A 25634-nucleotide genomic window follows, 5' to 3' on the forward strand; every position below is an offset into this window, starting at 1 on the left:
CGCCGTCGCATCGCGGCGACCTCCGCCCCTGGCGTCGCGCGCGCGCGCGGAAGATTCCGCGCCGTGGGCGGATCGGATGACGGCGGAGTGGTGCCACGGTGTCCTCCCGAGCTTCCGGGCCCCGCGCCGCGAGGGGCCCGCAGGCAGCATGCCCGGCATGGCGGGCATCACCAACCGGATTTGCATTCCGGTCCCGATCCGCGTCATGCGCCCTGCCGTAACCCATGCTAGGAACCATCAGGTCAACCTGCGGGGCGCCGACGGATCGAGCATGGCCAAGGACGAGTGGGACATTCCCGAACACCTCCAGCCGGACCCAACCGAGTGGTCCTTCGACATCGAGGAAGCGCTTGGCAAGGTGGTCGGGTTGCGCACCCAGGTCCCGGCCGATGCCTTCACCGCGCGCGTGCTCGGCACCGAGCGCGAGGGCTCCGGCGTGGTGATCCGCGACGGTCTGGTGCTGACGGTCGGCTACCTGGTGACCGAGGCCGAGGGCATCTGGATCACCAATGCCGATGGCCGCGCCGTGCCGGGCCATACCCTGGCGGTGGACCAGGAGACCGGCTTCGGCCTGGTGCAGGCGCTGGGCCGGCTGGGTGTCACCCCGGCCGAAATGGGTGACAGCGAGGCGGTGCGGATCGGCGCGCCGGTGATGCTGGCGGCGGCCGGCGGGCGCCGCCATGCGGTCTCGGCCAAGTTGGTCGCGCGGCAGCCCTTCGCCGGCTACTGGGAATACCTGATCGAGGACGCGCTGTTCACCGCGCCGGCGCACCCGTCCTGGGGCGGGGCGGGGCTGTTCGGGCCGGATGGCAAGCTGATGGGGATCGGTTCGCTGATCCTGCAGCAGGGCGAGGAAGGGCGCAGGCTCGACCTCAACATGGTGATCCCGGTGCATCGGCTGTCCCCGGTGCTGAACGACCTGGTGACCATGGGGCGGGTGAACCGGCCGGCGCGGCCGTGGCTCGGCCTCTATGCCACCGAGGATGAGGAAGGGGTGGCGATCGCCTCGCTCGCGCCGGGCGGGCCGGCGGAGAATTCCGGCGTGCGCAGCGGCGACCGCGTGCTGGCGGTGGATGGCGCGGTGGTGACCGACCTGGCGGAGCTGTGGCGCGCCGTGTGGTCCTGCGGCCATGCGGGATCGACGGTGAAGCTGAAGCTCGGCCGCGCGCGCGGGTCGCGCGATGTCGCGGTGGTCTCGGCAGACCGGATGTCATTCCTCAAGCATCCGCGGATGCATTGATGGCAGGGATGCTGGTCGTCCCGCCCGGCCAGGGCGAACAGCACTGGCAACCGCAGCCGGCCAATGGCTGGATCGAGGTGCTGACATCGCCACGCTTCGCCGGCGCGCCGGCGGGGTTTTCCGCCGGGCTCCAGGAACTGCCGCCGCTCGGCAAGATCCGCGAGCACGCGCACCCGGCGCAGACCGAGATCTTCTGGATCATCGAGGGGCAGTGCCTCGCGCGCCTGGATGGCGTGGTGCGACGGATCGTGGCGGGCACCTTCATGGTGGCGCCGCCGCATGTGCGCCACGGCTTCATCAACGATGGCGGCGCGCCGTACCGGATGCTGTGGATGCTGGTGCCAGCCGGGCTCGAGGATTTCTTCATCGGCATCGGCAAGCCGCGCGTGGCGGGTGCGCCCGACCCCACGCCCTATCCGCGCCCGGCGGAGACCGGCGCGATCGAATTGTCCACCGTATTCGAGACGCTGGACCCGCCGCCCGAAGCGCCCTGGGACACCGCGCCGATCATCGATCCCGCCGTGCTGGAGGCGATTCGCCGGCAGGCTGTGTAGCTCCGCCGTGCCGGTCGCTGCCCGGCGGTGGTTGCCCCGGGCGGTGCGGCGACTATCTTGGCTTCGCCAGGGAGGCCGCCATGTCGCTCCGCCGCGTTCCGATCGCCGTTCGCTTCATGGTGCTTAACGGGCTGGTTGGCTTCGGCCTGGCCGCGATCTTCGTGGGCGCGGTGCTATGGGCCGACCCGGGCGGCGTCGGCCGCCTGATCCTGCGCGAGGGCGGGCTGCCGGTGATCGGGTTGCTGTGGTTCTTCACCGGACTGACCTTCGGGTCGGTGCAGATCGGCGCGGCGGTCATGCTGCAGGACGGGCGCGACGACGCGCCCCGCGGCGGGCGGCGGCAAGGCGTGACGCCCGTGCTGGTCCCGGTGCGCGCGCGGCGCTGACTCAGGCCTCGGCCAGGCCCCATTTGCGCGCCATCTCGGCGAAAAATCCGCTTTCGATCCGCAGCGTCACCCAGGTGTCGAGGAAGCGCAGCCAGGCGGCATCGTTCGCCGGCGCCATGAACGCCATCGGGATCGGGTTGCGCGGCGTGTCGCGAAAGATGGCGACCAGGTCGGGGTATTCGCGCGTGAGGAAGGCGGCCTCGATCACGCTGGTCATTGCCGCATCGACGCGCCCGCCGAGCAGTTCCTGCCAGTCGCGCGCCGGGCTTTCCACGCGCCGCAGCGTGGCGTTCGGCAACGCCTGCTGGACGAACTGCTCCATCGTGGTGCCGAGCGTCGTGCCGATGGTCACGCCGCGGGCGTTCAGCGCATCCCAATTGGCGAACTTCGTCGCATCCCGCCGGCGTACCAGGGGGATGAAGCCGGTGCGCCCCCATGGCAGGGTGAAGGCGGCCGCCATGGCGCGCGCCACGGAGATCGAGGTGCCCGTCATCACCACGTCGAACTGGTCGGCCTGCAGGCCGTTGATCAGCGTGCGCCAGTCTGTCGCGACGAACTCAGCGCGCAGGTTCATGTCGCGCGCCAACTGCTGGGCGCAGTCGATCTGATGGCCGCGATATTCGCGCGTGGCGGGGTCGCGCACGGTCATCGGGTTGAAGTCGCCGGTGGTGCCGATGCGGATGCGCCCGGCGGCCTGCACGGCGGCGAGCCGCCCCGCCGGGGCCTGCGCCTGCGCCGGGATCGCGATGGTGCCGGCAGCGAGCGCGGCGGCGGGGAGCGTGCGGCGGAACATGGAAGCGTCTCCGGGGTGGGCGCACGCATGATGCCATGGCGGCGCGTCGCCGTCCTGCCGGCGCTGCTGCTGCTGGCGGGCTGCGGGGGCAATTGGGGCTGGCATGTGGTGAACCCGGCCGACCCGCGCGGCCAGGCCAATCTGCGCTTCATGGTGGATGGGCTGTGGGCGACGGTGTCGCTGTCGGTCGCGGCCATGGCGGTGTCGCTGGCGCTGGGCCTGGCGGTGGCGCTGGCGGGGTTTGCGCGATGGCGAGTGCTGCGCTGGTTCAACCGCGTGTGGGTCGAGCTGTTCCGCGCGGTGCCGATCCTGGTGATGATCCTGTGGGTGTTCTACGGGCTGCCGGTGGTGCTCGACATCCGCGTGGGCATCTTCGCCGCGGCGGTGCTGGCGATCGCGGTCTGCGATTCCGCCTTCGAGGCGGAGATCCTGCGCGGCGGGATCCAGTCGATCGAACGCGGCCAGCACGAGGCGGCGCAGGCGCTGGGGCTGTCCGCGTGGCAACGCTACCGCTTCGTGGTGCTGCCGCAAGCGATCCGCCGCGTGCTGCCACCGATCGGCAACCAGCTGGTGTATGTCGTGAAGATGTCGTCGCTGGCGAGCGTGATCGGCTACCAGGAGCTCACGCGGCGGGCGAATGAGCTGGTGGTCACCGTGTTCCGGCCGCTCGAGATCTACACCATCCTGGTGGTCGAATACCTGGCGTTGATCCTGCTGATTTCCTGGGCGGTGCGGCGGCTGGAGCGGCGGCTCGGCGCCGACCAGCGGCAGGCGATGCCAGGCTAACCTGGTCGCACAGCGTCGTCCTGCGGCGTCAGCGCGCGGCCGGGGCCGAGCGCCCATTCCGCGATCTCGTCGCGCCGGGCGAACCACACGCCGGGATGCCCCGCGGCCCAGCGCAGGAAGCGTTCGACGGATGGCACCACGGCGGGGCGGCCGGCGACGAAATCATGCAGCGGCACGCTCATCATGCGCCGGCGCGTGGTGGCTTCGTCGTACAGCACCTCGAATTCCTGGCGCAGCATCTGTTCGTAGTCGGCCAGGCTGCGCTGCTGGTTCTGGAAGAAGTTCAGGTCGTTGACGTGGCCCATATAGGGCACCAGGCAGAAGTCGCGGTCGCCATTGACCTTCTGGATCCAGGGCTCGTCGCGGGTGCGGTCGTCGATGGAATAGATCAGGCCCAGGTCCTGCAGCAGGTCGTTGGTGTTGACGCTGCCCTGCAGCCCCTGCGCGTTGAAGCCCTTGGGCCAGAGGCCCGTGGCGGCGCGCAGCGCCGCGAAGCCCTCGCGCAGGAAGGCACGTTCCTCGTCCTTGGGGAGATGGAATTGCGGGGCGTGGCGGATGGCGCGGCCACCGGCCTCGTGGCCGCGCGCGACGATCTCGCGCGCCAGGTCCGGGTAGCGCTGGATGCTCTCGCCGATCATGAAGGAGGAGACGCGCACGCCGGTGCGGTCGAACAGGTCCAGCAGGCGCGGGATGCCTTCGCGCGCGCCGTAGCGGCGGTTCATGACGTTGGGCAGATGCGGGAAGCGCTGGCCGGCCTGCGGCGTGCCGGGCGGGCCTGGCTGCCAGGCGGCGGGCTGGCCGCCATCGGCTTCGAACATCATGCAGACACCGACCGCCAGGCGCGCCCCGCCGGGCCAGAAGGGGCCGCGTGGGCGGGCGGGCTGCGCGCGCGCCACGGCAGGCGCGGCGAGCAGGCCGAGCATCGCACTCGTCGCGGCACGCCTTGTCGCGCCTGGCCTTGCCGGTTTCTGCAACGCGGCCGCAGGGCATGGGTCAGGCATGTGCGTTGGCTTCCTCCTCGATGCCCAGCGCCGAGGAGAAGCGGTTGAAGAACCCGGTCAGCGTGATGCGCAGTGTGAGCTCGACGATCTGCGCCTCGGTGAAGTGTTCGCGCAGGTCGCGGAACAGGCGTTCGGGGACGCGGTGGCTGGTCTCCCAGGCCGCCACGCTGAAGGCGATCACGGCGCGGTCGCAATCGGTCAGTGCGGGGTGGTCGGTGCCCTCGGGCAGGGCTGCGACGACATCCGGCGGGATGCCCTCGACCGCCAGGAAGGGCTGATGGTGGGCGATGCAGTAGTCGCAGGCGTTCAGCTTCGAGACGACCACGATCGCCAGTTCCAGCGCACGGCGCGGCAGCGTGCCGGCCGCGCGCAACTCCATCAGCATCGGCATGAGGTGGCGCAGCGCGGCGGGCACATGCGCGAAAACCTCGAGCTGGCCTTCGAAGGAGCCGTAGGTGGTGGCGTAGCGGCGCCAGATCTCGGCGAGGTCGGGCGGCAGGGTCTCGGGGCGGATGGGGGTGACGCGGGGCATGGGCCGGATGCTGCGGTGCGATGCCCCTGGCGTCCAGTGCGGCGTGAATTCACTGTTGCGCAGCGGCCCGATGCGCCCAACTGTTCCTTCGTGAAGCCGGCGGCGACATGCCGGCGCAGGGAGAACGACCATGACCCAGACCGTCGCCATGACGGTGAACGGCCGTGCCGTCACCGTGACCGTCGATGACCCGCAGATGCCGCTGCTCTATGCGCTGCGCAACGACCTCGGGCTGACCGGGCCGCACTATGGATGTGGGTTGTCGCAATGCGGTGCCTGCACGGTGCACCTGGACGGTGCTTCGGCAAGGTCCTGCCAGGTGCCGGTCGCACAGGCTGCGGGCAAGACCGTGGTAACGCTGGAAGGCCTCGGCACGCCGGACCGCCCGCACCCCGTCCAGGCCGCCTTCATCGCCGAGCAGGCGGTGCAATGCGGCTACTGCGCCAATGGCATGATCATGGAAAGCGCCGCGCTCCTCGCGCGCACCCCGCGCCCGACCGAGGCGCAGGTGAAGGACGCTCTGGCCAACAACATCTGCCGCTGTGGCACGCACCCGCGCGTGGTCGCGGCCGTGCTGCGCGCGGCGCAGGGCTGAGGGGGGCAGGGCGATGAACGCGATCAGCAAGCGCGGCCTGCTCAAGGCCGGCGGGGCGATGATGGTGGCTTTCTCGATCGGCCTGCGCCCGAAGGGTGCCGCAGCCTGGACCGAGAAGCCGGTGGCGGCGGATGAGGTCGCGGCCTTCCTGTCGATCGACGGGCAGGGCGGGGTCACGGTCTATATCGGCAAGGTGGATATGGGGACGGGCATCCGCACCGGCTTCATGCAGATCGCCGCCGAGGAACTCGACGTGCCGATGGCGCGCATCCGCGTGGTGGAAGGCGATACGGCGCTGACGCCCGACCAGGGGCCGACCTATGGGTCGCTGTCCATCCAGAATGGCGGCGTGGCCTTGCGCGCGGCGGCGGCGACGGCGCGGCGGGAATTGCTGAACATGGCGGCGGAACGGCTCGGCGCACCGGCGGCGCAGCTGAGCGTGGCGGATGGCGCGGTCAGCGGCGGTGGGCGTTCGGTGTCGTATGCCGAGCTGGTCGGCGGGCGCGCCTTCACCATGAAGGTCGATACCAACGCGCCGATCAAGGCGCCGGGCGCGCGGCGGATCGTGGGCCGCTCGGTGGCGCGCGTCGACATTCCGGACAAGGTCTTCGGCCGCTTCGAATACGTCCATGACTTCAAGCGCCCGGGCATGCTGCATGGCCGCCCCGTGCGCCCGCCGGCCATGGGTGCGACGGCGCAGAGCGTCGACGAAGCCAGCATCCGCGGCATCCCCGGCGTGGTGCGCGTGGTGCACCAGGGCGCTTTCGTCGGCGTGGTGGCGGAAACCGAATGGGCCGCGATCCGCGCCGCGCGCGATCTGAAGGTGACGTGGTCGAACTGGGCCGGCCTGCCGGACCAGGCGCGGCTGTGGGAGCATGTGCGCGCCACGCCCGTCGCGCAGGTGCAGGTGACGTCCGACCGCGGCAATCCTGCCGCCGCCATCCAGGGTGCCGCGCGGCGCGTCAGCGCCACCTACGACTTCGCCATCCACACGCACGGGTCGATGGGCCCATCCTGCGCGGTGGCGGAATTCGGCGCGGACGGGAAACTCACCACGTGGTCGGCCAGCCAGGCGACGCACAACCTGCGCAAGCAGCTCGGCATGATGCTGGCGATGCCGGTGCACAATATCCGCTGTGTCTACCTGGAAGGGGCGGGCTGCTACGGGCGCAACGGACATGAGGATGCGGCGGCCGATGCCGCGCTGCTCGCCCGCGCCGTGGGCCGCCCGGTGCGCGTGCAGTGGATGCGCGCGGACGAACATGTGTGGGACCCGAAGGGTCCGCCGCACCTGGTCGACCTGCGCGCCGGGCTCGACGCGCAGGGCAACATCGTGGGGTGGGAGGCCGAGGCCTTCATCCCGAAGGGCGCCGGCGGGAACGTGGACCTGACGGCGGCGGAACTCGGCGGGCTGCCGCGCGAGAACCAGATTCACCCGGGCAACATCATCCACAACCTGGCGCTGCCCTATACCTTCCCGGCGATCAAGACGACCTGCCATCGGGTCGACACCACGCCCTTCCGGCCCTCCTGGATCCGCACGCCGGGGCGGATGCAGAACACCTACGCGAACGAGGCGTTCCTCGATGAGTGCGCCGCGGCGGCGAATGCCGACCCGGTGGAATACCGCCTGCGCGTCATGCCGCAGGACGACCCGCGCGGGCGGGAGGTGCTGGAACGCGTCGCGCGCCTGGCCAACTGGCAGACGCGGCCATCCCCGCAGCAGGACCGCACCGGCGACATCCTGCGCGGCCGCGGCGTGACCTATGTGAAGTACGAACTGGTGCGCACCTATGTCGCCGCGGTGGCGGAGGTCGAGGTCAATCGCCGCACCGGCGCCATCCGCGTGGCGCGCTTCTTCTGCACCCATGATTGCGGGCAGATGATCAACCCCGACGGCGTCAAGGCGCAGGTCGAGGGCAACATCATCCACACGCTGTCGCGCACGCTGAAGGAGGAACTGACCTTCGACCGCAGCACCGTCACCAGCCGCGACTGGGCCTCCTACCAGGTCATCACATTCCCGGAAGTTCCCGAGATGGTGATCGAACTGATCGACCGCCCGACCGAACGCCCCTGGGGCGCGGGCGAACCGGCGGCGGCGATCGTGCCCTCGGCCGTGACCAACGCCATCTTCGACGCGACGGGGGTGCGGCTGCGATCCGTGCCTTTCACCACGGCGAAAATGCGCGCGGCGCTGCAGGGGTCCTGACGCTTTACGCGCGCGTCGCCGCGGGGGTAGATGGCCGTCTTCAGACGGGAGACGGTCCATGCGGAACACGGAAGAGATCTGGCGCCTGGTCGATGCCAAGGCGCCCGACGCGATCGAACTCGCCGACCGCGTCTGGGGCATGCCGGAGCTCTGCTACGCCGAGGAACGCTCCTGCGCCGAGCACACCGCGCTGCTGGAGCAGCACGGCTTCCGCGTGACGCGCAACGTCGCCGGCATCCCGACCGCCGTGATGGGCGAAGCCGGCGAGGGCGGCCCGGTCATCGCGATCCTGGGCGAATACGATGCACTCCCGGGCCTGTCGAACGAGGCCGGCATTGCCGAGCACAAGCCGCTGCCGGGCGATGGCTCTGGCCACGGTTGCGGGCACAATCTGCTGGGCGCGGCCTCGCTGCTCGCGGCCTCGGCCGTGAAGGACTGGCTGGCCGAGAACGGCATCCAGGCGCGCGTGCGCTACTACGGCTGCCCGGCCGAGGAAGGTGGTGCGGCCAAGGGCTTCATGGTGCGCGAGGGGGCCTTCGACGATGTCGACATGGCGATCTGCTGGCACCCGGCCGCCTTCACCGGCGTTAACGAGGCGGTGTCGCTCGCCAACACGCGCATCGACTTCTCCTTCACCGGCCGTTCGTCGCACGCGGCGGCGGCGCCGGAACTCGGGCGCTCGGCGCTCGATGCCGTCGAGTTGATGAATGTCGGCGTGAACTACATGCGCGAGCACATGCCCTCGGACGCGCGCATCCACTACGCGTATCTGGATGCCGGCGGCATCGCGCCGAACGTCGTGCAGGGCACGGCGAAGGTGCGCTACCTGATCCGGGCGCGCGACCTGGTCGGGCTGAACCAGCTGGTCGCGCGCGTGCGCAAGATCGCCGATGGCGCGGCGTTGATGACCGAGACCACGGTCACCACCAAGGTCGTCTCCGCGGTGTCGAACCTGCTAGCGAATACGCCGCTCGAACAGGCGATGTACGACAATATGCAGCGCCTGGGCCCGCCGGAATTCGACGAGGCCGACCGCGCCTACGCGAAGCAGATCCAGGGCACGCTGTCCGACGAGGACATCGCCGCCGCCTTCCGCCGCCATGGGCTCGAGGTCGATCGCGACAAGCCGCTCTGCGACATCATCGTGCCGCTGGATGCCAAGGGGAAGGGCGGCGTGGGGTCGACCGACGTGGGCGATGTGTCCTGGGCGGTGCCCACGGTGCAGGCGCGCGGCGCGACCTATGCGATCGGCACGCCGGGGCATTCCTGGCAGCTGACAGCGCAGGGGAAGTCCGGCATCGCGCACAAGGGCCTGGTGCATGTGGCGAAGATCATGGCGGGCACGGCAGTGGACGCCATCACCAACCCCGACCTGCTGGCCGCGGCCAAAGCCGACCACAAGAAGCGCACCGATGCGCACCCCTATGTCTGCCCTCTGCCGGCCGACGTGAACCCGCCGATCAAGATGTCGGCGTGATGCGCGTCGCCCTCGTCACCGCCGGCGGGTCCGGCATGGGGGCGGCCGTGGCGCGTCGGCTCGCGTCCGATGGGTTTGCGGTCGGTATCCTCTCCTCCTCCGGCAAGGGGGAGGCGCTGGCTGGCGAACTCGGCGGGATCGGGGTGACGGGGTCGAACCAGTCGAATGACGACCTGCAGCGCCTCGTCGACGCGGCCATGGCGAAGTGGGGTCGGGTCGATGTGCTGGTGAACAGTGCGGGGCACGGACCGCGTGGTCCCGTGCTGGATCTGACGGACGAGGACTGGCACCGCGGCCTCGATGTCTACCTGATGAACGTGATCCGGCCGACACGGCTGGTCGCGCCGATCATGGTCGCGCAGAAGGGCGGGGCGATCGTCAACATCTCGACCTTCGCGACCTTCGAACCCGACCCGGCGTTTCCGACCTCGGGCGTGTTCCGCGCGGGGCTCGCGGCCTACACCAAGCTGTTCGCCGACAAGTACGCGGCGGACAACGTGCGCATGAACAACGTGCTGCCCGGTTTCATCGACAGCTTGCCGGTGCGCGCCGAACGCCTGCCGTCCATTCCCATGGGTCGCTACGGCAGCAGCGAGGAGATCGCGGCGACTGTGGCGTTCCTCGCGTCCGACGGCGCGGGCTACATCACCGGGCAGAACCTGCGGGTGGATGGCGGGCTGACGCGCTCGGTGTGACGGCGTGCAGGGCCGGGCGAGCGACCGCGTGCGTTAGCGTGATGCTGTGCGGCGAGACGGTGCTTCGCTTGCGCGGGTGAAGGGGAACGTTTAGAGAACATAGGACCATGCCCCGGTCCCTCCGCGAACGCCTCGCCATCCTGTCGGATGCCGCCAAATACGATGCGTCCTGCGCATCCAGCGGCACCACGCGGCGCGATTCCGCGGCCAGCGGCGGGCTCGGTTCGACCGAGGGGTCGGGCATCTGCCACGCCTATGCGCCGGATGGGCGCTGCATCTCGCTGCTGAAGATCCTGCTGACCAATTTCTGCATCTACGACTGCGCCTATTGCATCAACCGGTCATCGAGCAACGTGGAGCGCGCCCGCTTCACGCCAGACGAGGTCGTCTGGCTGACCATGGAGTTCTACCGGCGCAACTACATCGAGGGGCTGTTCCTCTCCTCGGGCATCGTGCGCTCGTCGGACCACACCATGGAGCAACTGGTGCGCGTGGTGCGGGACCTGCGCACGGTCCATGGCTTCCGCGGCTACATCCATCTCAAGACCATCCCCGACGCATCGCCGGCGCTGATCGAGGAGGCGGGCCTGTACGCCGACCGCTTGTCGATCAACATCGAGATGCCGACGGATGCCGGCCTGGCCGCGCTGGCACCCGAGAAGCAGCCCGCCGGCATCCGCCAGGCCATGGCCGACATGCGCATCCGCATCGAGGACGCGAAGGAACCGACACTGCGCACCAAGACGCGCAAGCGCTTCGCCCCCGCCGGACAATCGACGCAGATGATCATCGGCGCTGATGCGTCGAATGACGCGACGGTGCTCGCCACCAGCGCGCGGCTCTATGGCGGCTACGGGCTGAAGCGGGTGTATTATTCGGCCTTCAGCCCGATCCCGGATGCTTCCGCCACTCTGCCGCCGGTCAAGCCGCCCTTGGTTCGCGAGCACCGGTTGTACCAGGCGGATTGGCTGTATCGCTTCTATGGCTTTTCGATCGAGGAAGTGACGGCGTCGCGGCCGGACGGGATGCTCGACCTCGAGATGGACCCGAAGCTCGCCTGGGCGCTGGCGCATCGCGGGCAATTCCCGGTCGACGTGAACACCGCGGCGCGGGAGCCGCTGCTGCGCGTGCCGGGCTTCGGTGTGAAGACCGTGGCCGCCATCCTGGCGGCGCGGCGGCACCGGCGCCTCGGCCTCGATGACCTGGCGCGGCTGCGCGTGCCGCTGCGCAAGGCGCGGCCCTGGATCGTGGCGGAGGGCTGGACGCCGCTGCGCGAACTCGACCGGTCGGACCTCGCCGTATTGGTGGCGCCGCCGCCGCGGCAGATGGCGCTGTTCTGATGCTGGCCGTCGCGCTGGAAGGGCGCGGCGACCTCGCCGAATGGCGCGACGCGGCGCGGGCGCTGGCCATGGCGGGGGTGGCGCCGGAGCACGTCGACTGGCGCACGGCCGGCGCGGCGTCGTTGTTCGATGGCGCGATGCCGCTGCCGCCCGTGACCCGCCCGCCGCCTCGCGTGCCGCGCGCGTTCCTCGACCTCGCGGAGACCGTCATCTGCCACAGCGATTCTGGCCGCTTCGCCCTGCTGTACCGCCTGCTGGCGCGCCTGCAGGGCGACCCTGCGCTGCTGTCCATGGCCGCCGACCCGGACGTGGTCACCGCCGAGCGCCTGGCGAAATCCGTCCGCCGCGACTGCCACAAGATGGCGGCCTTCGTGCGCTTCCGCGAAACGCCGGGGGAGGGCGGGCGGCGGCGCTTCCTGGCCTGGTTCGAACCGGACCATCACATCGTGGCGCGCAAGGCGCCCTTCTTCGCACGGCGATTCGCCGACATGGACTGGATGATCCTGACGCCGAAGGGGTCCGCCGCCTTCGACGATGGCGTGCTGTCGGTCAGCACCGCGCCCGCGACGAAGCCGGCGCTGGAAGACGCGACCGACGCGCTATGGCTCACCTACTACGCATCGATCTTCAACCCCGCGCGGGTGAAGGTCGCGGCGATGATGTCCGAGATGCCGAAGAAGTACTGGCGGAACCTGCCCGAGGCCGCGCTGATCCCGGAGCTGCTGGCGCAGGCGCCGGCGCGCGTGGCGGCCATGGCGGCCCAGGCCGCGCTGCCGCCGCCCGCGCATCACGCGCGCATCCAGGCGCGGCGCCGCGCGGTGGAAGCGCCGGCCGCCACGACCGATTCTCTTGCCGCCCTTCGCGAGGCCGCGCGCGGTTGCACGCGCTGCGCGCTGCATTGCCACGCGACGCAGGCTGTCTTCGGCGAAGGCCCGGACCGCGCCGACCTGATGATCGTCGGCGAACAGCCAGGCGATCGCGAGGACCTGGCCGGCCGCCCCTTCGTCGGCCCTGCGGGCGCCGTGCTGGACCGTGCAATGGCCGCGGCGGGGATCGATCGCGCGGCGACCTACCTGACCAATGCGGTGAAGCACTTCAAGCACGAACCGCGCGGCAAGCGGCGGCTGCATGTCACGCCCAATGCCGATGAGATCGAGCACTGCCGCTGGTGGCTACGCCAGGAGATCGCGCTGGTGCGCCCGCGCCTGGTGGTCGCGATGGGCGCGACGGCGGTGCGGGCTTTGACGGGCGAGACGCCACGGCTGGGCGACATCCGCGGCCGCGTCCTGCCGCTCGAGGAGGACCGCGCGCTGCTGGTCACGACTCACCCCGCATACCTGCTGCGGCTGCCGGATGCGCGCCGTGCGGCGGAGGAGACGGCGCGCTTTCATGCTGACCTGGCAGCGGCGCGGGCGCACCTGGAGGCTGAGGCGCGGCGCGGGCCGGTGAACGCGTAGCGCCAAGCGGCCAACGCGCCGACCGGCCATCGGCAAGGCCGCGGCCGCGAAAGTGCCCCCCCGGGTGGTGAGGCGCATTGCCGCGCCGGCGCCCCGCTTGCGGTACCGCGATGCCAGCGTTGCGAATACGCCCGCGCAGAGCAGATCTCGATCGGATGGAATCGTGGATCGGGCGACGATGCTCGCTAGCCGAGGTCTACAGACGTTGCGGTGAGCGAAAGCGAACGGAAACGGCTCTGGGGTTAGCGCCATGCACACGCGGCGCGAACAGGCCTTGCCGCGCGCGACGGGTGCGCGCGGCGGCCCCCGCCGATCAGCTCTTGCCGGCGTAGGACTTCGCCATGCCCTCGCCGGGATCGGCCTGCGGGCCATAGGGCATGATGGGATACCGCAGCCCCGCCTTGGACAGCCCCAGCATCCCCTCGACCGCGACCGCCAGGTCGCCCGGCGGCAGCGCCATCAGCATCTCGTCGTCCGAGACCCCGCCGTAGCGGCGTTCCGCGTAGCACGGGATGGACAGGCAGGGCGCACGATCCCGCAGGGCACGGCCCCAGGAATCGGCGCAGGCACTCTCCCCGGTGATGGAGAAGTCGAAGCGCTTGTAGGTGCGCCACTGCAGCCCGTTAATGAACAGGATCATCTGCGCCGGGTTGGCGTAGAACAGGCAGATGTCGGGCGGGTCAAGCCGCGCGCTGCGCAGCGGGGAAACCACCAGGCCGGCATAGCGCGCGGGGACGCGCGGCATCTGCGCCTGGTGCAGCGCCGCGGCCTCGCGATTCTCGAACCACACGCCTTCGAACTTGCGGCCCGACAGGTACAGCTCCGAGGGTTCGTTCAGCCCGATCACGCCGCCGCAATTGGAGAAGCCCGGCACGTTGTCGTGGCTGATGCCCATGGTGAAGCCGGCGATGCGCGCCTGCGTCACCAGCTGGCAGGTGGAGAATTTGCGGCCTTCCGGCGGGCGACGCAGGCCGGGGATGGCGGCCATCTCGTCGGCGCTTTCGAACAGCTTCATGCCGAAGGGCAGGGTCCGCAGTCGCAGCAGTTCCGTGAGCTGGCGCGCGAGATCGGCGACATGCTTCGCGTCGAGCGGCGGCGCCTCGGCGGCCGGCGGGGCATCGTTCATGGCGGGTCCTCCTGGCGCGCGGCGTTCGGCGCCGCGTTCGGCCGGGGCGATCATGCACGGATGCCCGCACGCGTCACCATCGCCACGGGCCTGGCTGGCCGACCGCGGTTCGCGCGCGCCTCGCGGTCGGCCGTTCATGGCCGGTTCCGCGTGGTAGGATGGTCCGTCGGCGGTCACGCCACGGTGCAATGCAGGAAGCCGCCGGCCCCGGAGTAAGGGGGCCGGCGGCTTCGGGCGACGCCGGCTGGGGTCAGGCTGCCGGCGCGGCTTCCCGTGCGGCCGCCATGGCCGCGAAGGGGCATCCCTGGCCGCGACGGGCGCGGCGGATCTCGGCGGAGTAGTGGCCGGGCTGGTGTTCCTCGACCATCGCGGGCGTGACCACGCTCGAACGATACGCATCCCATTCCGCATCGCCCCATTGGGTGAAGGCGTCGGTGACGGAATGCGCGTTCATCACCGCATCGGCATAGGCGAATTGCGGGATGGGCTGGACCTGCAGGATGGGGCGCAGCTGATTGATCTCGACCGGCGTGTCGGTGCGCGTCAGGCGGATGTTCGTGAACAGCGGGCCGAACCACTTGTCGAATTCCACCACGCCTTCGAACTGCTCGTAGTGCGGGGAGCGCGGCAGGTTGGCCGGCGTGCGCGACAGCAGGGACCAGCCGGGCGCGGTGCGCACGAACAGGCCGGTCCACATCTGCACGACGCCAGGTTCGGGCAGGCCGGTCAGGAAGGGTGGCGAGAAGCCGCGGATATCCTCCGGCACTTCCTCATCGAAGCGGGCGCGGAAATGCGGGTACTGCACGGCACCAAGACCGAGCGGCATCCATTCATGCTCGAGCTCCTCGCAGGTCCAGAGCACTTCGTGCCCGTCCCACATCAGGCTGAGGTCGAGCGGCGCGGTGATGTGCCAGCCGAAGCCGGCGGCGGTAGTGACCGCATCGCAGTAGCGGAAGGCGCGCGTCGGCAGGCCGCCCAGGGCGGATCGATCGGCCCGCTCGGGTGCCGGGATGCCGGGGATCAGGCGGTGGAAGGCGACGATCGGCGTCTTGTCCGGGGCCATGGTGTGGGTCCTTGGCGGTGCGGTCAGGCAGACAGGGGCGGGGGCTCCCGCGCGGGGAGCCCCCAGCTCCGGGGATCAGCCGCGGCGCATGCCGGCGCCGATGCGGACGGTGCCCTTGTCGGCGACGGAGGCCTTCGGGGTGCGCATGCCGGCGCCGGTGCGGACCGCGCCCTTGTCGGCGACGGAAGCGGGGGTGCGCATGCCGGCGCCGATGCGGACGGTGCCCTTGTCGGCGACGGAGGCCTTCGGGGTGCGCATGCCAGCGCCGGTGCGGACCGCGCCCTTGTCGGCGACGGAGGCCTTCGGGGTGCGCATGCCGGCGCCGATGCGGACCGCGCCCGTGTCGGCGACGGAAGCCTTCGGGGTGCGCATGCCGGCGCCGATGCGGACCGCGCCCGTGTCGGCGACGGAAGCCTTCGGGGTGCGCATGCCGGCGCCGGTGCGGACGGTGCCCTTGTCGGCGACGGAGGCCGGGGTGCGCATGCCGGCGCCGGTGCGGACGGTGCCCTTGTCGGCGACGGAAGCGGGGGTGCGCATGCCGGCGCCGGTGCGGACGATGCCCTTGTCGGCGACGGAGGCCTTCGGGGTGCGCATGCCGGCACCCGTACGCACGGTGCCCTTGTCGGCGATGGAGGCGGGGATCGGGGCCATGGAGGTTCTCCGGGTTGAAGTCCTTGTTCTGGCGGCGCCAGACACCCGGAAGGTGAAGACATCATGCAGTCAGTTCAAGTAATCTTTCCTACTTGAAACTATTCTTTTTCCCAATATGATCATAAATAGGAAAACGATCACTGCAATGTGTGGTTGCACTGCTCAAAGGCCTTCACCATGACTCAAGCGAACGCTGCATTCATGCAGGGATGACGTCGATCACGCGAAAATAACGCTTCAGGATACAACCTATTGGTTATTGGCGACCCGAGATCATCGCGGTGCAGGCTCCGCCGACGGAGGCTGGTTTCGACTCGGCCGGACGACATCGACCGATTCCCTGCGTGCCCGTGCATCCCCGCCGGGCCGCCATGACTCAGGGTTGCAGAGCGGAGGTTTGGTAAACGCTCTCGCCCACGTTATGAGAGCGTGAGTATGTCAGACATCGTTGGCCGTCTCGGGCAGGACGACAGACCTTCCCGAGACCTCGAACTGCCCGAAGGCGCCCTCGGCGCCGTGCCGCCGATTCGCCTGCGCATCGCCATGCTCGGCCGCCTCGATGTGCGGTCTTTCGCAGGCGACCCCCTGCTCCCGCGCTCGCGCAAGACGCGTGGCGTCCTGGCCGTACTCGCCTTCGAATCGCCGGAGCCGGTTTCCCGCCAGCGCCTGGCCGACCTGCTCTGGAGCCGCCGGGGCGAGGAACAGGCCCGCGGATCGCTGCGCCAGGCGCTGCACGAACTGCAGGACGTGCTCGGCGACTGGGGCAAGGGGCTGATCGTCGCGACGCGGGAGACCGTGGCGCTGAACACCACCGGCGTCTGGATCGACGCGCGCGAGCTCCCGCGCATGGCACGCGACAGACCCGAAGCGCTCAACCTGCTCCAGGCCGAGCTGCTCTCCGACCTCGACAGCCTGGATGCCGCCTTTGATGCCTGGCTGATCGAACAGCGCCGCCGGCTGCGCGAAATCGCCCTCGATGCCGCGACGGCACGCCTTGCCGCCGCCGCCGGCGCCGAGGCGCGTGCGCAGGAAGCGCGGCGCGTGCTCGCCATCGATGCCGCGCAGGAACCGGTCTGGCGCACCCTGATCCGTGCCGAGGCCGAACGTGGCGACCGCGGCGCCGCCTTCGCCGCCTGGGAGGAATGCCGCCGCGTCTTCGCCGAACGCTTCCGCGGCGCGCCCTCGCCCGAGACCGCGGCACTCGCGGAGTCGCTGCGTGGCGAGGCCGCCCCGCCGCCGCGCCCGCCCAAGCGCAGCGCGGCGCGCGGCGCGCGGCTCGGCGTCATGCCCTTCCAGGTGCTGGGCAGCGGGTCAGATGCCGAGGTGTCGCTCGGCCTCGCCGGCGAGATCACCGCAGCCCTCGCGCGATTCCGCTGGCTGGTGCTGGTCGACAGCTCCTCGATCGCGGCGGTTGACCGCCAGGAAGGGCTGAGCGAGGAGCTCGGACTCGACTTCTCCCTGTCGGGCACGGTGCAGCGCGCGGGGGACCGAGTGCGCGTGACCCTGCGCCTGACCGACCACCGCCCGCCCGACGCCGTGGTCTGGGCCGAACGATTCGACCGCGACGCGGGCGATATCCTGACCCTGCAGGACGAGATCGCCGCCGAGGTGGTGGCCCGGGTCGACCCCGAGATCCTGCTGATCGAGGCGAACCGCGCGGCCACGCGCCCGCAGGTGCATGCCAATGCCTATGACCTGCTGCTGCGTGCGATCCCGGCGATCTACCGGCTCGACCGGCAATCCTACGAACTCGCCGGGACCCTGCTGACGGAAGCGACGCGGCTCGAGCCCGACTACGCCCCGGCCTTCGCCTGGCATGCCTATTGGCATCTGTTCCTGGTCGGGCAGGGCTGGGCGCCGGCCGGCACGGAGGTGCTGGCGAAAAGCGAGGAACTCGCCTCGCGCGCCGTCGCGCTCGACCCGTCGGATGCGCAGGCGCTGGCCATCCTGGGCCATGTGCGCGCCTTCCTGCACCACCGCGTGGCCGAGGCGGTGACGCTGTACGAACGCGCCCTGGCGCTGAACCCGAACCTGCCCATGGCCTGGGTGTTCTCGGCGCTTACGCTGTCCTACCGCGGCGAGCACGCCGAGGCGCTGCGGCGGTGGGAGAAGTACAAGAAGCTTGCGCCGCTGCACCCGCACGCCTTCTTCTTCGATGCCGCGCGGCTGGTGCCGCTGCTGCTGCTGCGCCGCTTCGAGGACGTGGATGCCGATGCGCGGCAGGTGACGGCGCTGCACGCCGGCTTCACGTTCCCCTACAAGCTGTGGCTGTCGGCGCTCGGTCACCTGGGCCGGCGCGAACAGGCGGGCGAGGTGCTCGCGAAGCTGATCGCGCTGGAGCCCGATTTCGACCTGCAGAAGGCGCGCCTGCGCTCACCGCTGCAATTGCCGGCGGACCTTGACTTCTACCTGGCCGGGCTGCGCGGCGCCGGGTTGAGTTGACCCGCGCTACAGCGGCCGGATCGCATCCCCCGGCCGGATGGTCCCGCCCTTCACGATGCGGCAATTCAGGCCCGACCGGTGGATCAGCGGCTTGAACACCGGTTTGCCCAGCAGGTCTTCCAGATACTGGCAGGGCACGTTCAGCCGCCCGCCCACCAGCACCACGTCGCCCACGCGGAATTCGCGCCCGACCAGGTGGTTGAGCGGCACGCCGGCGGTCGTCAGGTTGCGACGGGTCTCATGCGGGGCCAGGTCGATGCCGTGGTCGCGCTGGAGCGCATCCAGAGTCTCCATTTCGATCAGCGTGACCTGGCGGTTGGCGAAGGGGTTGTCGCCCGCGAGCGGGCGCCCGCTGTAGGTGCCGCGTTGGGTGGCGTAGCGGTCGCCCTCGATGCCCAGGCCTTCCACCAGGCGCGCGGCGTCCAGTTCGACCATGGGTGCGCTGGCCTCGGTCGCGACGTGGATCGCGAGCAGCACGCCGGTGAAATCATGGCTCATCGCAGCAGCTCCGCCGCGGCGCGGGTCAGCGCGCCATCCGGGCTCCAGAGGGATTCCAGCACGCGGAAATGGTCGGCGCCGGGGATGGGAATGAGTGGCCCGGGCGCCTGCGCCTCGGCCCGGATGCGATGGAAGACGCGGGATTGCCGGCGCAGTTCGGGCAGTTCGGCGCCGCCGTACGCGATGGCGATCGGCTTCATCACCACCGGGCGGCGGATCGGCGAGAGGTCGGCGATCTCGGCCTCGGTCAGGCGCAGCTTCTCGTCCAGGTAGGTGTCGCGGATCGGGCCAAGTTCGTGGACGCCCGACATGGCGAGCGCGGCGGTCACCGCCGGGTGCTCGGCGGCGAGTGCGGCCAGGTGCCCGCCGGCGGACCAGCCCGAGACCACGACCGGCCCGGCGATGCCATGCGCCGTACCTTCCGCCGAGAGCCAGTCCAGCGCGCGGCTGATCTGCCAGGCGATGGTCGTGAGCGATGCATCCGGCGCCAGCGTGTAGCCCGGCAGTGCGGCCGACCAGCCCATGGCCAGCGCGCCCTGGGCGAGGATGGCGAAATCCTCCCGCCGGTTGCGCTGCCAATAGCCGCCATGGATGAACACGAGGCACGGCGCGGATGGATCGGCGCCAGGGAACAGGTCCCACTTTTCCCGTTCCGCCGGGCCATAGGGCAGGTCGAGATGCCCCGCATGGGCTGCTCGGAATTCCGCCGAGAGCGCGTTGCGCGCGGCGATCTGCGCGGCGCTGTCGGCCACCATGTCGGTGTTGTTGTAGGCGTCGTCGCGGTCCTTCTGGGACCAGTACCGCCAGCCTTCCGCGAAGGCGTAGGGCGTACCCGCGGTCATGGCGTGATGACCCGGACCGGCGCGCCGGCATTGAAGGCGGCGATTGCCTCGACCGTGCCCTGGTAATAGGCGTGGTAGTTCTGCTGCGTCACGTACCCCAGGTGCGGCGTGAGGAAGGTGTTCGGCGCGCCCAGCAGCGGATGGCCGGGCGGCAGCGGTTCGATGTCGAAGACGTCGATGCCCGCGCCGGCGATGGTGCCGGCCTTGAGTGCCGCGATCAGCGCATCCTGGTCGATCAAGGGCCCGCGCGAGGTGTTCACGATGAAGGCGGTCTTCTTCATCTGCGCCAGATCCGCTGCGCCGATGATGCCGCGGGATCGGTCGGACAGGATCAGGTGCAGCGTCACCACGTCGGCGGTGGAGAGCAGCGTGGCCTTGTCGACGCGCGTCACACCCACCTCGGCGGCACGTTCGTCGGTCAGGTTCTGGCTCCAGGCGATCACCTTCATGCCGAAGGCCAGGCCGACCTTCGCCGTGCGCGCGCCGAGCTTGCCGAGGCCCACGATGCCCAGCGTCTGCCCTTCCAGCCCCCGCCCGACCGAGGTCTGCCACTGGCCCGCCCGCAGCGCCGCCTGCTGCGCCGGCAGGTCGCGCATCAGCCCGGTGATGAGGCCCCAGGTGATGTCGGTGGTCGGGTCCCCGAAGGAGGGCGTGCCGCAGAAGGCGATGCCGCGATCGGCACAGGCGGACGCGTCGATCGAGCGGTTGCGCGCGGCCGTGGTGATGAGCAGCCGCAGGTTCGGCAGGGCTTCGATCAGCGCGCGCGGGAAGGGCGTGCGTTCGCGCATGGCCAGGATGGCGTCGAAGGGGGCCAGGCGCTGCACCAGCGCGGCGCGGTCGGTGAGGGTGTCGCGGAACACCGTGACCTCCAGGCCCGGCAGCGTGTCCCAGGGCCCCATGGACATCGCGACCCCCTGGTAGTCGTCGAGGATGGCGAGGCGCTTGATGGCGTCGGGCATGGGGTCGTCTCCTGGTGGTGGCACGTGCATGGCGCGGGCGCGCGCCGGGCGCAAGCAGGCTCAGCCCGCCGTAATCCCCGCCAGCGCCGCGCGCAGATTCGCCGGCAGCGGTGTCGGCGTCTTCTGCGTCGCGCGATCCACATAGACATGCACGAAGTGGCCCTCGGCCGCGGCGACCTCGTCATCTCCGCGGAAGATGCCGATCTCGTAGCGCACCGAGGTATTCCCCGCCCGCCCGCAACGCAGCCCCGCCGTGACCGTGTCCGGGAAGGCGATGGGCGCGAAGTAGCGGCACTGCGTCTCCACCACCAGGCCGATCACCGGCGCGGTCGGGATGTGCAGGAAGCCGGTGTCGATCAGGAAGCGCGCCACCACCGTGTCGAACCACGAGTAGTAGGTCACGTTGTTCACATGCCCATACACGTCGTTGTCCATCCAGCGCGTGGGAATGGGCAGGAAGAAGCGATAGTCGGCACGCGTGCCGCGGCCCTTGGACACGCTCAGCCTCCCAGCGCGCGCGTGACGATCGCCTCGTCCACGCAGGCTTCGAAGGCGGGCGCGCCCTTGATGATGCCGGCCGAGCGCATCGCGCCCTGCAACTGGTCGAAGGCGGCGCGCGGGAAATGCGGCGTGGGGGACCACAGCGCGAGCGACTGGTAGCGTGCGAGCGACACCGTGAGCGCGGCCTGCGGCACCTCCGGGAACATGGGCGCGACGGTGGCGGCGATCTCGGCCGGTGGCGCTTCGGCGACCCAGGCCAGCGCGGCCGCCATGGCGCGGATCATGGCGGCGAATTCCGCCTGGCGCTCGGCGATGCGCGTCTCGGTCGCGTAGAAGGCGGTATAGGCCGATGGCCCACGATCGGCCGCGCGGTGCCACACCGACAGGCCCGCCGCTTCCGCCAGCGCCGCATGCGGTTCGAAGACCTGCGCGACATCGAGCCGCCCCTCGCGCACCGCGGCGATGTTCTCGGCCATCGAACGGTCTGTCACGCGGTCGAGTGCATCGGGGTCGATGCCGGCCTGGCGGATATCGTCCTGCAGGCACCACCAGGGGGTGGGGACCTCGCTGACCGTGCCGAAACTCAACCCCGGCAGGTCCGCCAGCGTGAAGCCCGGCCGCGCGCCGCGCCCGACCAGCAGGAAGGGGTCCTTCATCACCACGGCGCAGAAGGACCGCAGCGGGCAGGCGGGGTCGCGGTCGCGCAGCAGCATCGGGCGCATCGGGCCGGACCAGGCGATGTCGGCGGCTCCCGACAGGAGGTTGTCGGCGGCCTTGTTGGGGTCGCCGGCGGTGTCGCGCCGCACCTCGACGCCCTGCGCGGCGAAGAACCCGCGCGCCTCGGCCACGTAGAAGGGCGCGTAGAAGACGGCGCGGAAGGGTTCGTTGAGTATGATGGGCTGCATCGCGGGGTCCCCGGGGTGGTCGGCGCGCATCCTGCGCAGGCGCGCGGCGGTGCACCAGACCCGCCCCGTCTGCATGCCGCGCATGGCCCGCGCGCCAGACCCACCGATTCGCCGCTGGCGTCGTCTGGCAAGATCACGCCATAACCCCCTGCCCGGACAGGGGGGAGCCCCCGAGCCCTTCGCCGGGACTCGTGATGACGCTACATCTGGTGTGTGTCGGCGCCTTGGGCCACAATCCCTGGGTAGCGACCGCGCTGATCCAATGCCTCGGGAACCCCCATGTCCGCCGTGCCACGGCCCGAAACAACGCCCCGACTGGAGCCGTTCCGCCTGCGCGGAGCGAACTTCAACCTGCTGGTGCTGCGCCTGCTGGATCCGCGGCCGGAGGCGGTGGTGCCCGCGATCGGCGACCAGTTCCGCCGCGCGCCCGGCTTCCTGCGCTTCGCGCCCGTGGTGCTGGGGCTCGGGGACCTCGACATCCCGCCGGGCAATGTGGACTTCGCCGGGCTGATCGAGGGGCTGCGCGGGCTCGAGATCGTGCCGATCGGCACCACCGGCGGCACCCCCGAGATGCGCAACGCCGCCATGGCTTTCGGCCTGCCGCCGATCCGCAGCACCGGCGGCAAGGAAAGCGACGAACCCGCACCCGCGCCGGCACCCGCCGCCGCGGCCGAGCCCGTTGCCCCGCCGCCCGCGCCCCCACCGCCCGCCGGCATGGCGCGCCCGACCATGATCGTCGACACGCCGGTACGCGCGGGCCAGCGCGTCTGGGCGCAGGGCGGCGACCTGGTGGTGACCTCCACGGTGAATGCGGGGGCCGAAGTGATCGCGGACGGCAACATCCATGTCTATGGCGCGCTGCGCGGGCGGGCGATCGCCGGCGGCGGCGACAATGCCGAGGCTCGGATCTTCGCGCAGAATTTCGACCCGGAGCTCGTCTCCATCGCCGGCTATTACGCGGTGCGCGACGGGCTCCAGGGGGCGCCGATCGGCAAGGCCGTGCAGGTGCGCCTGACCGGCGAGCGCATGCGCTTCGACCCGATCGGGTAGGGGTTTCGCCGCGCACGGCGCAGGGGCGCGCGCGGCCGATGATTGAACGAGGAGGCAGGGGACATGGCACAGGTCGTCGTCGTCACATCGGGCAAGGGGGGCGTGGGCAAGACCACATCCTCCGCCGCCTTCGCAACGGGCCTCGCGCAGCGGGGCAAGAAGACCGTCGTCATCGATTTCGACGTGGGTCTGCGTAACCTCGACCTCATCATGGGGGTCGAGCGGCGGGTGGTGTTCGACATCGTCAACGTGATTTCCGGCGAGGCGCGGCTGAACCAGGCGCTGATCCGCGACAAGCGCGTGGACACGCTGTCGATCCTTCCCGCCAGCCAGACCCGCGACAAGGACGCGCTGACCAAGGAAGGCGTGCAGAAGATCATCGAGGAACTGGCGAAGGACTTTGACTACATTCTGTGCGACAGCCCCGCCGGCATCGAGAAGGGCGCGCTGCTGGCGCTGTACTTCGCCGACCAGGCGATCGTGGTGACCAACCCGGAAGTGTCCTCGGTGCGCGATTCCGACCGCATCCTGGGCGTGCTCCAGTCGCGCTCCAAGCGCGCCGAGGAGAAGAAGGACCCGGTCAAGGAACACCTGCTGGTCACGCGCTTCGATCCCGTGCGCGTCGAGCGCGGCGAGATGCTGAAGCTCGAGGACATCCAGGAGATCCTGTCCATCCCGCTGCTCGGCGTGATCCCGGAGAGCGAGAGCGTGCTGAAGGCGTCCAACACCGGCACGCCGGTGATCATGGATGCCGAGAGCATGGCCGGCCAGGCCTATGCCGACGCCGTCTCCCGCTTCCTGGGTGAGGAGAAGCCGCACCGCTTCCTCGAGGTCGAGAAGAAGGGGATCTTCAAGCGACTGTTCGGGGGGAGGGCTGCGTGATGAGTTGGCTCGACTTCTTCCGCGGGCAGCGCAAGCCCGACAGCAGCGCCTCCGCCGCCAAGGAACGGCTGCAGATCGTGCTTGCGCACGAGCGCATCGGCCGCACGCGCGAGGACTTCCTGCCGAAGCTGCAGCAGGAACTCGTCGCGGTGGTGGCGCGGTATGTCGCGATCGACCCGGGCAAGGTGAACGTGAATCTCGACCGCGGCGGGGACATGTCGACGCTCGCGATCGAGATCGAATTGCCGGCGCCGGCGGCGATGCGCGTCGCGGCGGCGGCGCGCTGAACGTAAGGGTGGCGGCGGCGCGCTGAACGTAAGGGTGGCGGCGGCGCGCTGAACGCAAGGGCAGGGGCGTGCTGACGCCCTGGCGCCCCACGCACCCCTGCGGCACACTCGGCCGCAGGGGGAAACATGGCCGACCGCATCGCCTGCACGCACACTGGCAGCCTGCCGCGCCCGCCTGCGCTGACCCGGCTGCACGCACGCCGCGCACGCGGCGAGGCGATCCGTGCCGATGAGGTTGCCGCCGCTGCCCGCGCCGCCGTCGCAGAGATCGTCCCGCGCCAGGTCGCCTGCGGCCTCGACATCGTCAACAACGGGGAGCAGGGGCGCGAATCCTTCGTGCTGTACCTGCGCGACCGGCTGACCGGCCTCGGCGGCGAAAGCCTGCGCGGCGGCTGGGCCGATGTCGAAGCCTATCCCGAATTCAAGGCGGAAGTGGTGGCCGCCAACGCCGGCAAGGAAACGGCGAGCATGACCGCCAACCTGCCCGCCGCGATCGGCGATGTGCGCTACATCGGCGCCGCTGCCATGCAGGCGGAATGCGCGGAGTTCCGCGCCGCGCTCGATGCCGCGCGGCCCGCGCCGGTGGGCGCCTTCCTGGCGGCGCCCTCGCCGGGCATCGTCGCCTCCGTCGTGCAGAACCGGCACTACGACACCGAGGAAGCCTACCTGGCGGCGCTGGCCGATGCGCTTGCACATGAATACCGCGCCATTCTCGATGCCGGATTCACGCTGCAGCTGGATTGTCCCGACCTGGCGCTGGAGCGGCACGGGTCCTACCAGGATCGCCCGCTGTCCGACTTCATCGCCTTTTGCGAGCGCGTGGTGACGGCCATCAACCGCGCCATCGCCGGCCTGCCGCGCGATCGCATCCGCCTGCATGTCTGCTGGGGCAACTACGAAGGCCCGCACGATGCCGACGTGCCGCTGGCCGAGATCCTGCCTGTGGTGCTGAAGGCCCGGGTCGGCGGCTTCGTGCTGCCCTTCGCGAACCCGCGCCACGCGCACGAACATCGGTGCTTCCTGCGCACGCCGCTGGCCGATGACCAGGTGCTGGTGGCCGGCGTGATCGACACGCTGACCAACTTCGTCGAGCACCCCGAAGTGGTGGCCGAACGGCTCGAACGCATCGCGCAGAGCATCGGCGACCCGTCGCGCCTGATGGCCGGCACGGATTGCGGCTTCGACACGGCCGCCGGGCGCGGGCGCGTCGCGCGCGACGTGGTGTGGGCCAAGCTGCGCGCCATGTCGGAAGGCGCGCGCATCGCCTCCGACCGGCTGTTCGCGGGGCGCTGAGCCGATGTGCTGGCTGTGCACGCTGCGTCGCCCGCCGCCGCCGAAACCACAAGAACCGTCAGGGAGA

Annotated in this window: 26 protein-coding genes; 15 read left to right on the forward strand and 11 right to left on the reverse strand. The window is 70.5% G+C overall.

Annotated elements, in window-relative coordinates; genetic code table 11:
• Positions 1-271 precede the first annotated feature (271 nt).
• The 3 genes from MWM08_RS10050 (at position 272) to MWM08_RS10060 (ending at position 2180) form a co-directional block, all read left to right on the forward strand.
• Entirely contained in the window at positions 272-1240 is a 969-nt protein-coding gene (locus tag MWM08_RS10050) for a S1C family serine protease (RefSeq protein WP_244459300.1), read from the forward strand.
• Positions 1240-1794: a cupin domain-containing protein gene (locus MWM08_RS10055; RefSeq protein WP_244459301.1), complete on the forward strand. Its 555-nt coding sequence runs from the start codon at positions 1240-1242 to the stop codon at positions 1792-1794. Before MWM08_RS10050 ends, MWM08_RS10055 begins: the two co-directional genes overlap by 1 nt.
• Before the next feature lie 80 nt (positions 1795-1874).
• Positions 1875-2180, forward strand: coding sequence for a hypothetical protein (locus MWM08_RS10060; protein ID WP_244459302.1), 306 nt, complete (start codon positions 1875-1877; stop codon positions 2178-2180).
• A gap of 1 nt (position 2181) precedes the next feature.
• Here the strand turns inward: MWM08_RS10060 and MWM08_RS10065 are convergent, their stop codons facing one another.
• On the reverse strand, positions 2182-2973 hold the full coding sequence (locus tag MWM08_RS10065; protein ID WP_244459303.1) for a transporter substrate-binding domain-containing protein: 792 nt from the start codon (positions 2971-2973) through the stop codon (positions 2182-2184).
• 27 nt (positions 2974-3000) lie between these two features.
• Between MWM08_RS10065 and MWM08_RS10070 the strand changes: the two genes are divergently transcribed.
• Positions 3001-3759, forward strand: coding sequence for an amino acid ABC transporter permease (locus tag MWM08_RS10070; protein ID WP_244459304.1), 759 nt, complete (start codon positions 3001-3003; stop codon positions 3757-3759).
• Here the strand turns inward: MWM08_RS10070 and MWM08_RS10075 are convergent.
• The gene (locus MWM08_RS10075) at positions 3756-4682 is read right to left on the reverse strand and encodes a polysaccharide deacetylase family protein (protein WP_244459305.1); all 927 of its coding nucleotides are present in this window, start codon (positions 4680-4682) and stop codon (positions 3756-3758) included. The genes MWM08_RS10070 and MWM08_RS10075 overlap by 4 nt on opposite strands.
• 70 nt (positions 4683-4752) lie before the next feature.
• The gene (locus MWM08_RS10080; protein WP_244459306.1) at positions 4753-5292 is read right to left on the reverse strand and encodes a carboxymuconolactone decarboxylase family protein; all 540 of its coding nucleotides are present in this window, start codon (positions 5290-5292) and stop codon (positions 4753-4755) included.
• A gap of 130 nt (positions 5293-5422) precedes the next feature.
• Between MWM08_RS10080 and MWM08_RS10085 the strand changes: the two genes are divergently transcribed.
• The 6 genes from MWM08_RS10085 (at position 5423) to MWM08_RS10110 (ending at position 13068) form a co-directional block, all read left to right on the forward strand.
• On the forward strand, positions 5423-5887 hold the full coding sequence (locus tag MWM08_RS10085; RefSeq protein ID WP_244459307.1) for a (2Fe-2S)-binding protein: 465 nt from the start codon (positions 5423-5425) through the stop codon (positions 5885-5887).
• Between the two features lie 13 nt (positions 5888-5900).
• The gene (locus MWM08_RS10090) at positions 5901-8099 is read left to right on the forward strand and encodes a xanthine dehydrogenase family protein molybdopterin-binding subunit (RefSeq protein WP_244459308.1); all 2199 of its coding nucleotides are present in this window, start codon (positions 5901-5903) and stop codon (positions 8097-8099) included.
• A 58-nt stretch (positions 8100-8157) separates the two neighbouring features.
• Positions 8158-9576, forward strand: coding sequence for a M20 family metallopeptidase (locus MWM08_RS10095; protein WP_244459309.1), 1419 nt, complete (start codon positions 8158-8160; stop codon positions 9574-9576).
• Positions 9576-10271: an SDR family oxidoreductase gene (locus MWM08_RS10100; RefSeq protein WP_244459310.1), complete on the forward strand. Its 696-nt coding sequence runs from the start codon at positions 9576-9578 to the stop codon at positions 10269-10271. Before MWM08_RS10095 ends, MWM08_RS10100 begins: the two co-directional genes overlap by 1 nt.
• 107 nt (positions 10272-10378) lie before the next feature.
• Entirely contained in the window at positions 10379-11611 is a 1233-nt protein-coding gene (locus tag MWM08_RS10105) for a putative DNA modification/repair radical SAM protein (protein ID WP_244459311.1), read from the forward strand.
• Complete coding sequence (locus MWM08_RS10110) at positions 11611-13068, forward strand: UdgX family uracil-DNA binding protein (protein WP_244459312.1); 1458 nt, start codon at positions 11611-11613, stop codon at positions 13066-13068. The genes MWM08_RS10105 and MWM08_RS10110 overlap by 1 nt, the downstream gene beginning before the upstream one ends.
• A 313-nt stretch (positions 13069-13381) precedes the next feature.
• On the opposite strand, the gene MWM08_RS10115 is transcribed toward MWM08_RS10110, so the two are convergent.
• The 3 genes from MWM08_RS10115 to MWM08_RS10125 all read right to left on the reverse strand — a co-directional run bounded on the left by MWM08_RS10115 (position 13382) and on the right by MWM08_RS10125 (position 15908).
• Positions 13382-14194, reverse strand: coding sequence for a DUF169 domain-containing protein (locus tag MWM08_RS10115; RefSeq protein WP_244459313.1), 813 nt, complete (start codon positions 14192-14194; stop codon positions 13382-13384).
• 250 nt (positions 14195-14444) lie between these two features.
• Entirely contained in the window at positions 14445-15257 is an 813-nt protein-coding gene (locus MWM08_RS10120; RefSeq protein WP_244459314.1) for a DUF6065 family protein, read from the reverse strand.
• Between the two features lie 75 nt (positions 15258-15332).
• Complete coding sequence (locus MWM08_RS10125) at positions 15333-15908, reverse strand: hypothetical protein (protein ID WP_244459315.1); 576 nt, start codon at positions 15906-15908, stop codon at positions 15333-15335.
• A gap of 435 nt (positions 15909-16343) precedes the next feature.
• Between MWM08_RS10125 and MWM08_RS10130 the strand changes: the two genes are divergently transcribed.
• Complete coding sequence (locus MWM08_RS10130; RefSeq protein ID WP_244459316.1) at positions 16344-18350, forward strand: BTAD domain-containing putative transcriptional regulator; 2007 nt, start codon at positions 16344-16346, stop codon at positions 18348-18350.
• A 6-nt stretch (positions 18351-18356) separates the two neighbouring features.
• Here MWM08_RS10130 and MWM08_RS10135 read toward each other — a convergent pair whose 3' ends face one another.
• From MWM08_RS10135 to MWM08_RS10155, 5 genes are read right to left on the reverse strand one after another with little or no spacing between them, the layout of a single operon-like run.
• Positions 18357-18848, reverse strand: coding sequence for an MOSC domain-containing protein (locus MWM08_RS10135; RefSeq protein ID WP_244459317.1), 492 nt, complete (start codon positions 18846-18848; stop codon positions 18357-18359).
• Positions 18845-19690, reverse strand: a complete 846-nt coding sequence (locus tag MWM08_RS10140) for an alpha/beta hydrolase (protein WP_244459318.1) — start codon at positions 19688-19690, stop codon at positions 18845-18847. Before MWM08_RS10140 ends, MWM08_RS10135 begins: the two co-directional genes overlap by 4 nt.
• The gene (locus MWM08_RS10145; protein WP_244459319.1) at positions 19687-20649 is read right to left on the reverse strand and encodes a D-2-hydroxyacid dehydrogenase family protein; all 963 of its coding nucleotides are present in this window, start codon (positions 20647-20649) and stop codon (positions 19687-19689) included. Before MWM08_RS10145 ends, MWM08_RS10140 begins: the two co-directional genes overlap by 4 nt.
• A 60-nt stretch (positions 20650-20709) precedes the next feature.
• Positions 20710-21147 (reverse strand): acyl-CoA thioesterase, encoded by a 438-nt coding sequence (locus MWM08_RS10150; RefSeq protein ID WP_244459320.1) that lies wholly within the window; start codon positions 21145-21147, stop codon positions 20710-20712.
• Between the two features lie 2 nt (positions 21148-21149).
• A complete protein-coding gene (locus tag MWM08_RS10155; RefSeq protein ID WP_244459321.1) occupies positions 21150-22055 on the reverse strand; it encodes an ABC transporter substrate-binding protein in 906 nt (301 codons plus the stop codon).
• 279 nt (positions 22056-22334) lie between these two features.
• Here MWM08_RS10155 and minC point away from each other — a divergent pair, with 279 nt between their 5' ends.
• The 4 genes from minC to MWM08_RS10175 all read left to right on the forward strand — a co-directional run bounded on the left by minC (position 22335) and on the right by MWM08_RS10175 (position 25567).
• Complete coding sequence (minC, locus tag MWM08_RS10160; protein WP_244459322.1) at positions 22335-23105, forward strand: septum site-determining protein MinC; 771 nt, start codon at positions 22335-22337, stop codon at positions 23103-23105.
• Positions 23106-23168: 63 nt separating this feature from the next.
• Entirely contained in the window at positions 23169-23987 is an 819-nt protein-coding gene (minD, locus tag MWM08_RS10165; protein WP_244459323.1) for a septum site-determining protein MinD, read from the forward strand.
• Entirely contained in the window at positions 23987-24274 is a 288-nt protein-coding gene (minE, locus tag MWM08_RS10170) for a cell division topological specificity factor MinE (protein ID WP_244459324.1), read from the forward strand. The genes minD and minE overlap by 1 nt, the downstream gene beginning before the upstream one ends.
• Before the next feature lie 126 nt (positions 24275-24400).
• Complete coding sequence (locus MWM08_RS10175; protein WP_244459325.1) at positions 24401-25567, forward strand: uroporphyrinogen decarboxylase/cobalamine-independent methonine synthase family protein; 1167 nt, start codon at positions 24401-24403, stop codon at positions 25565-25567.
• The last annotated feature ends 67 nt before the right edge of the window (positions 25568-25634 follow it).

The sequence above is a fragment of the Roseomonas fluvialis genome (assembly GCF_022846615.1).
GTDB lineage: Bacteria > Pseudomonadota > Alphaproteobacteria > Acetobacterales > Acetobacteraceae > Neoroseomonas > Neoroseomonas fluvialis.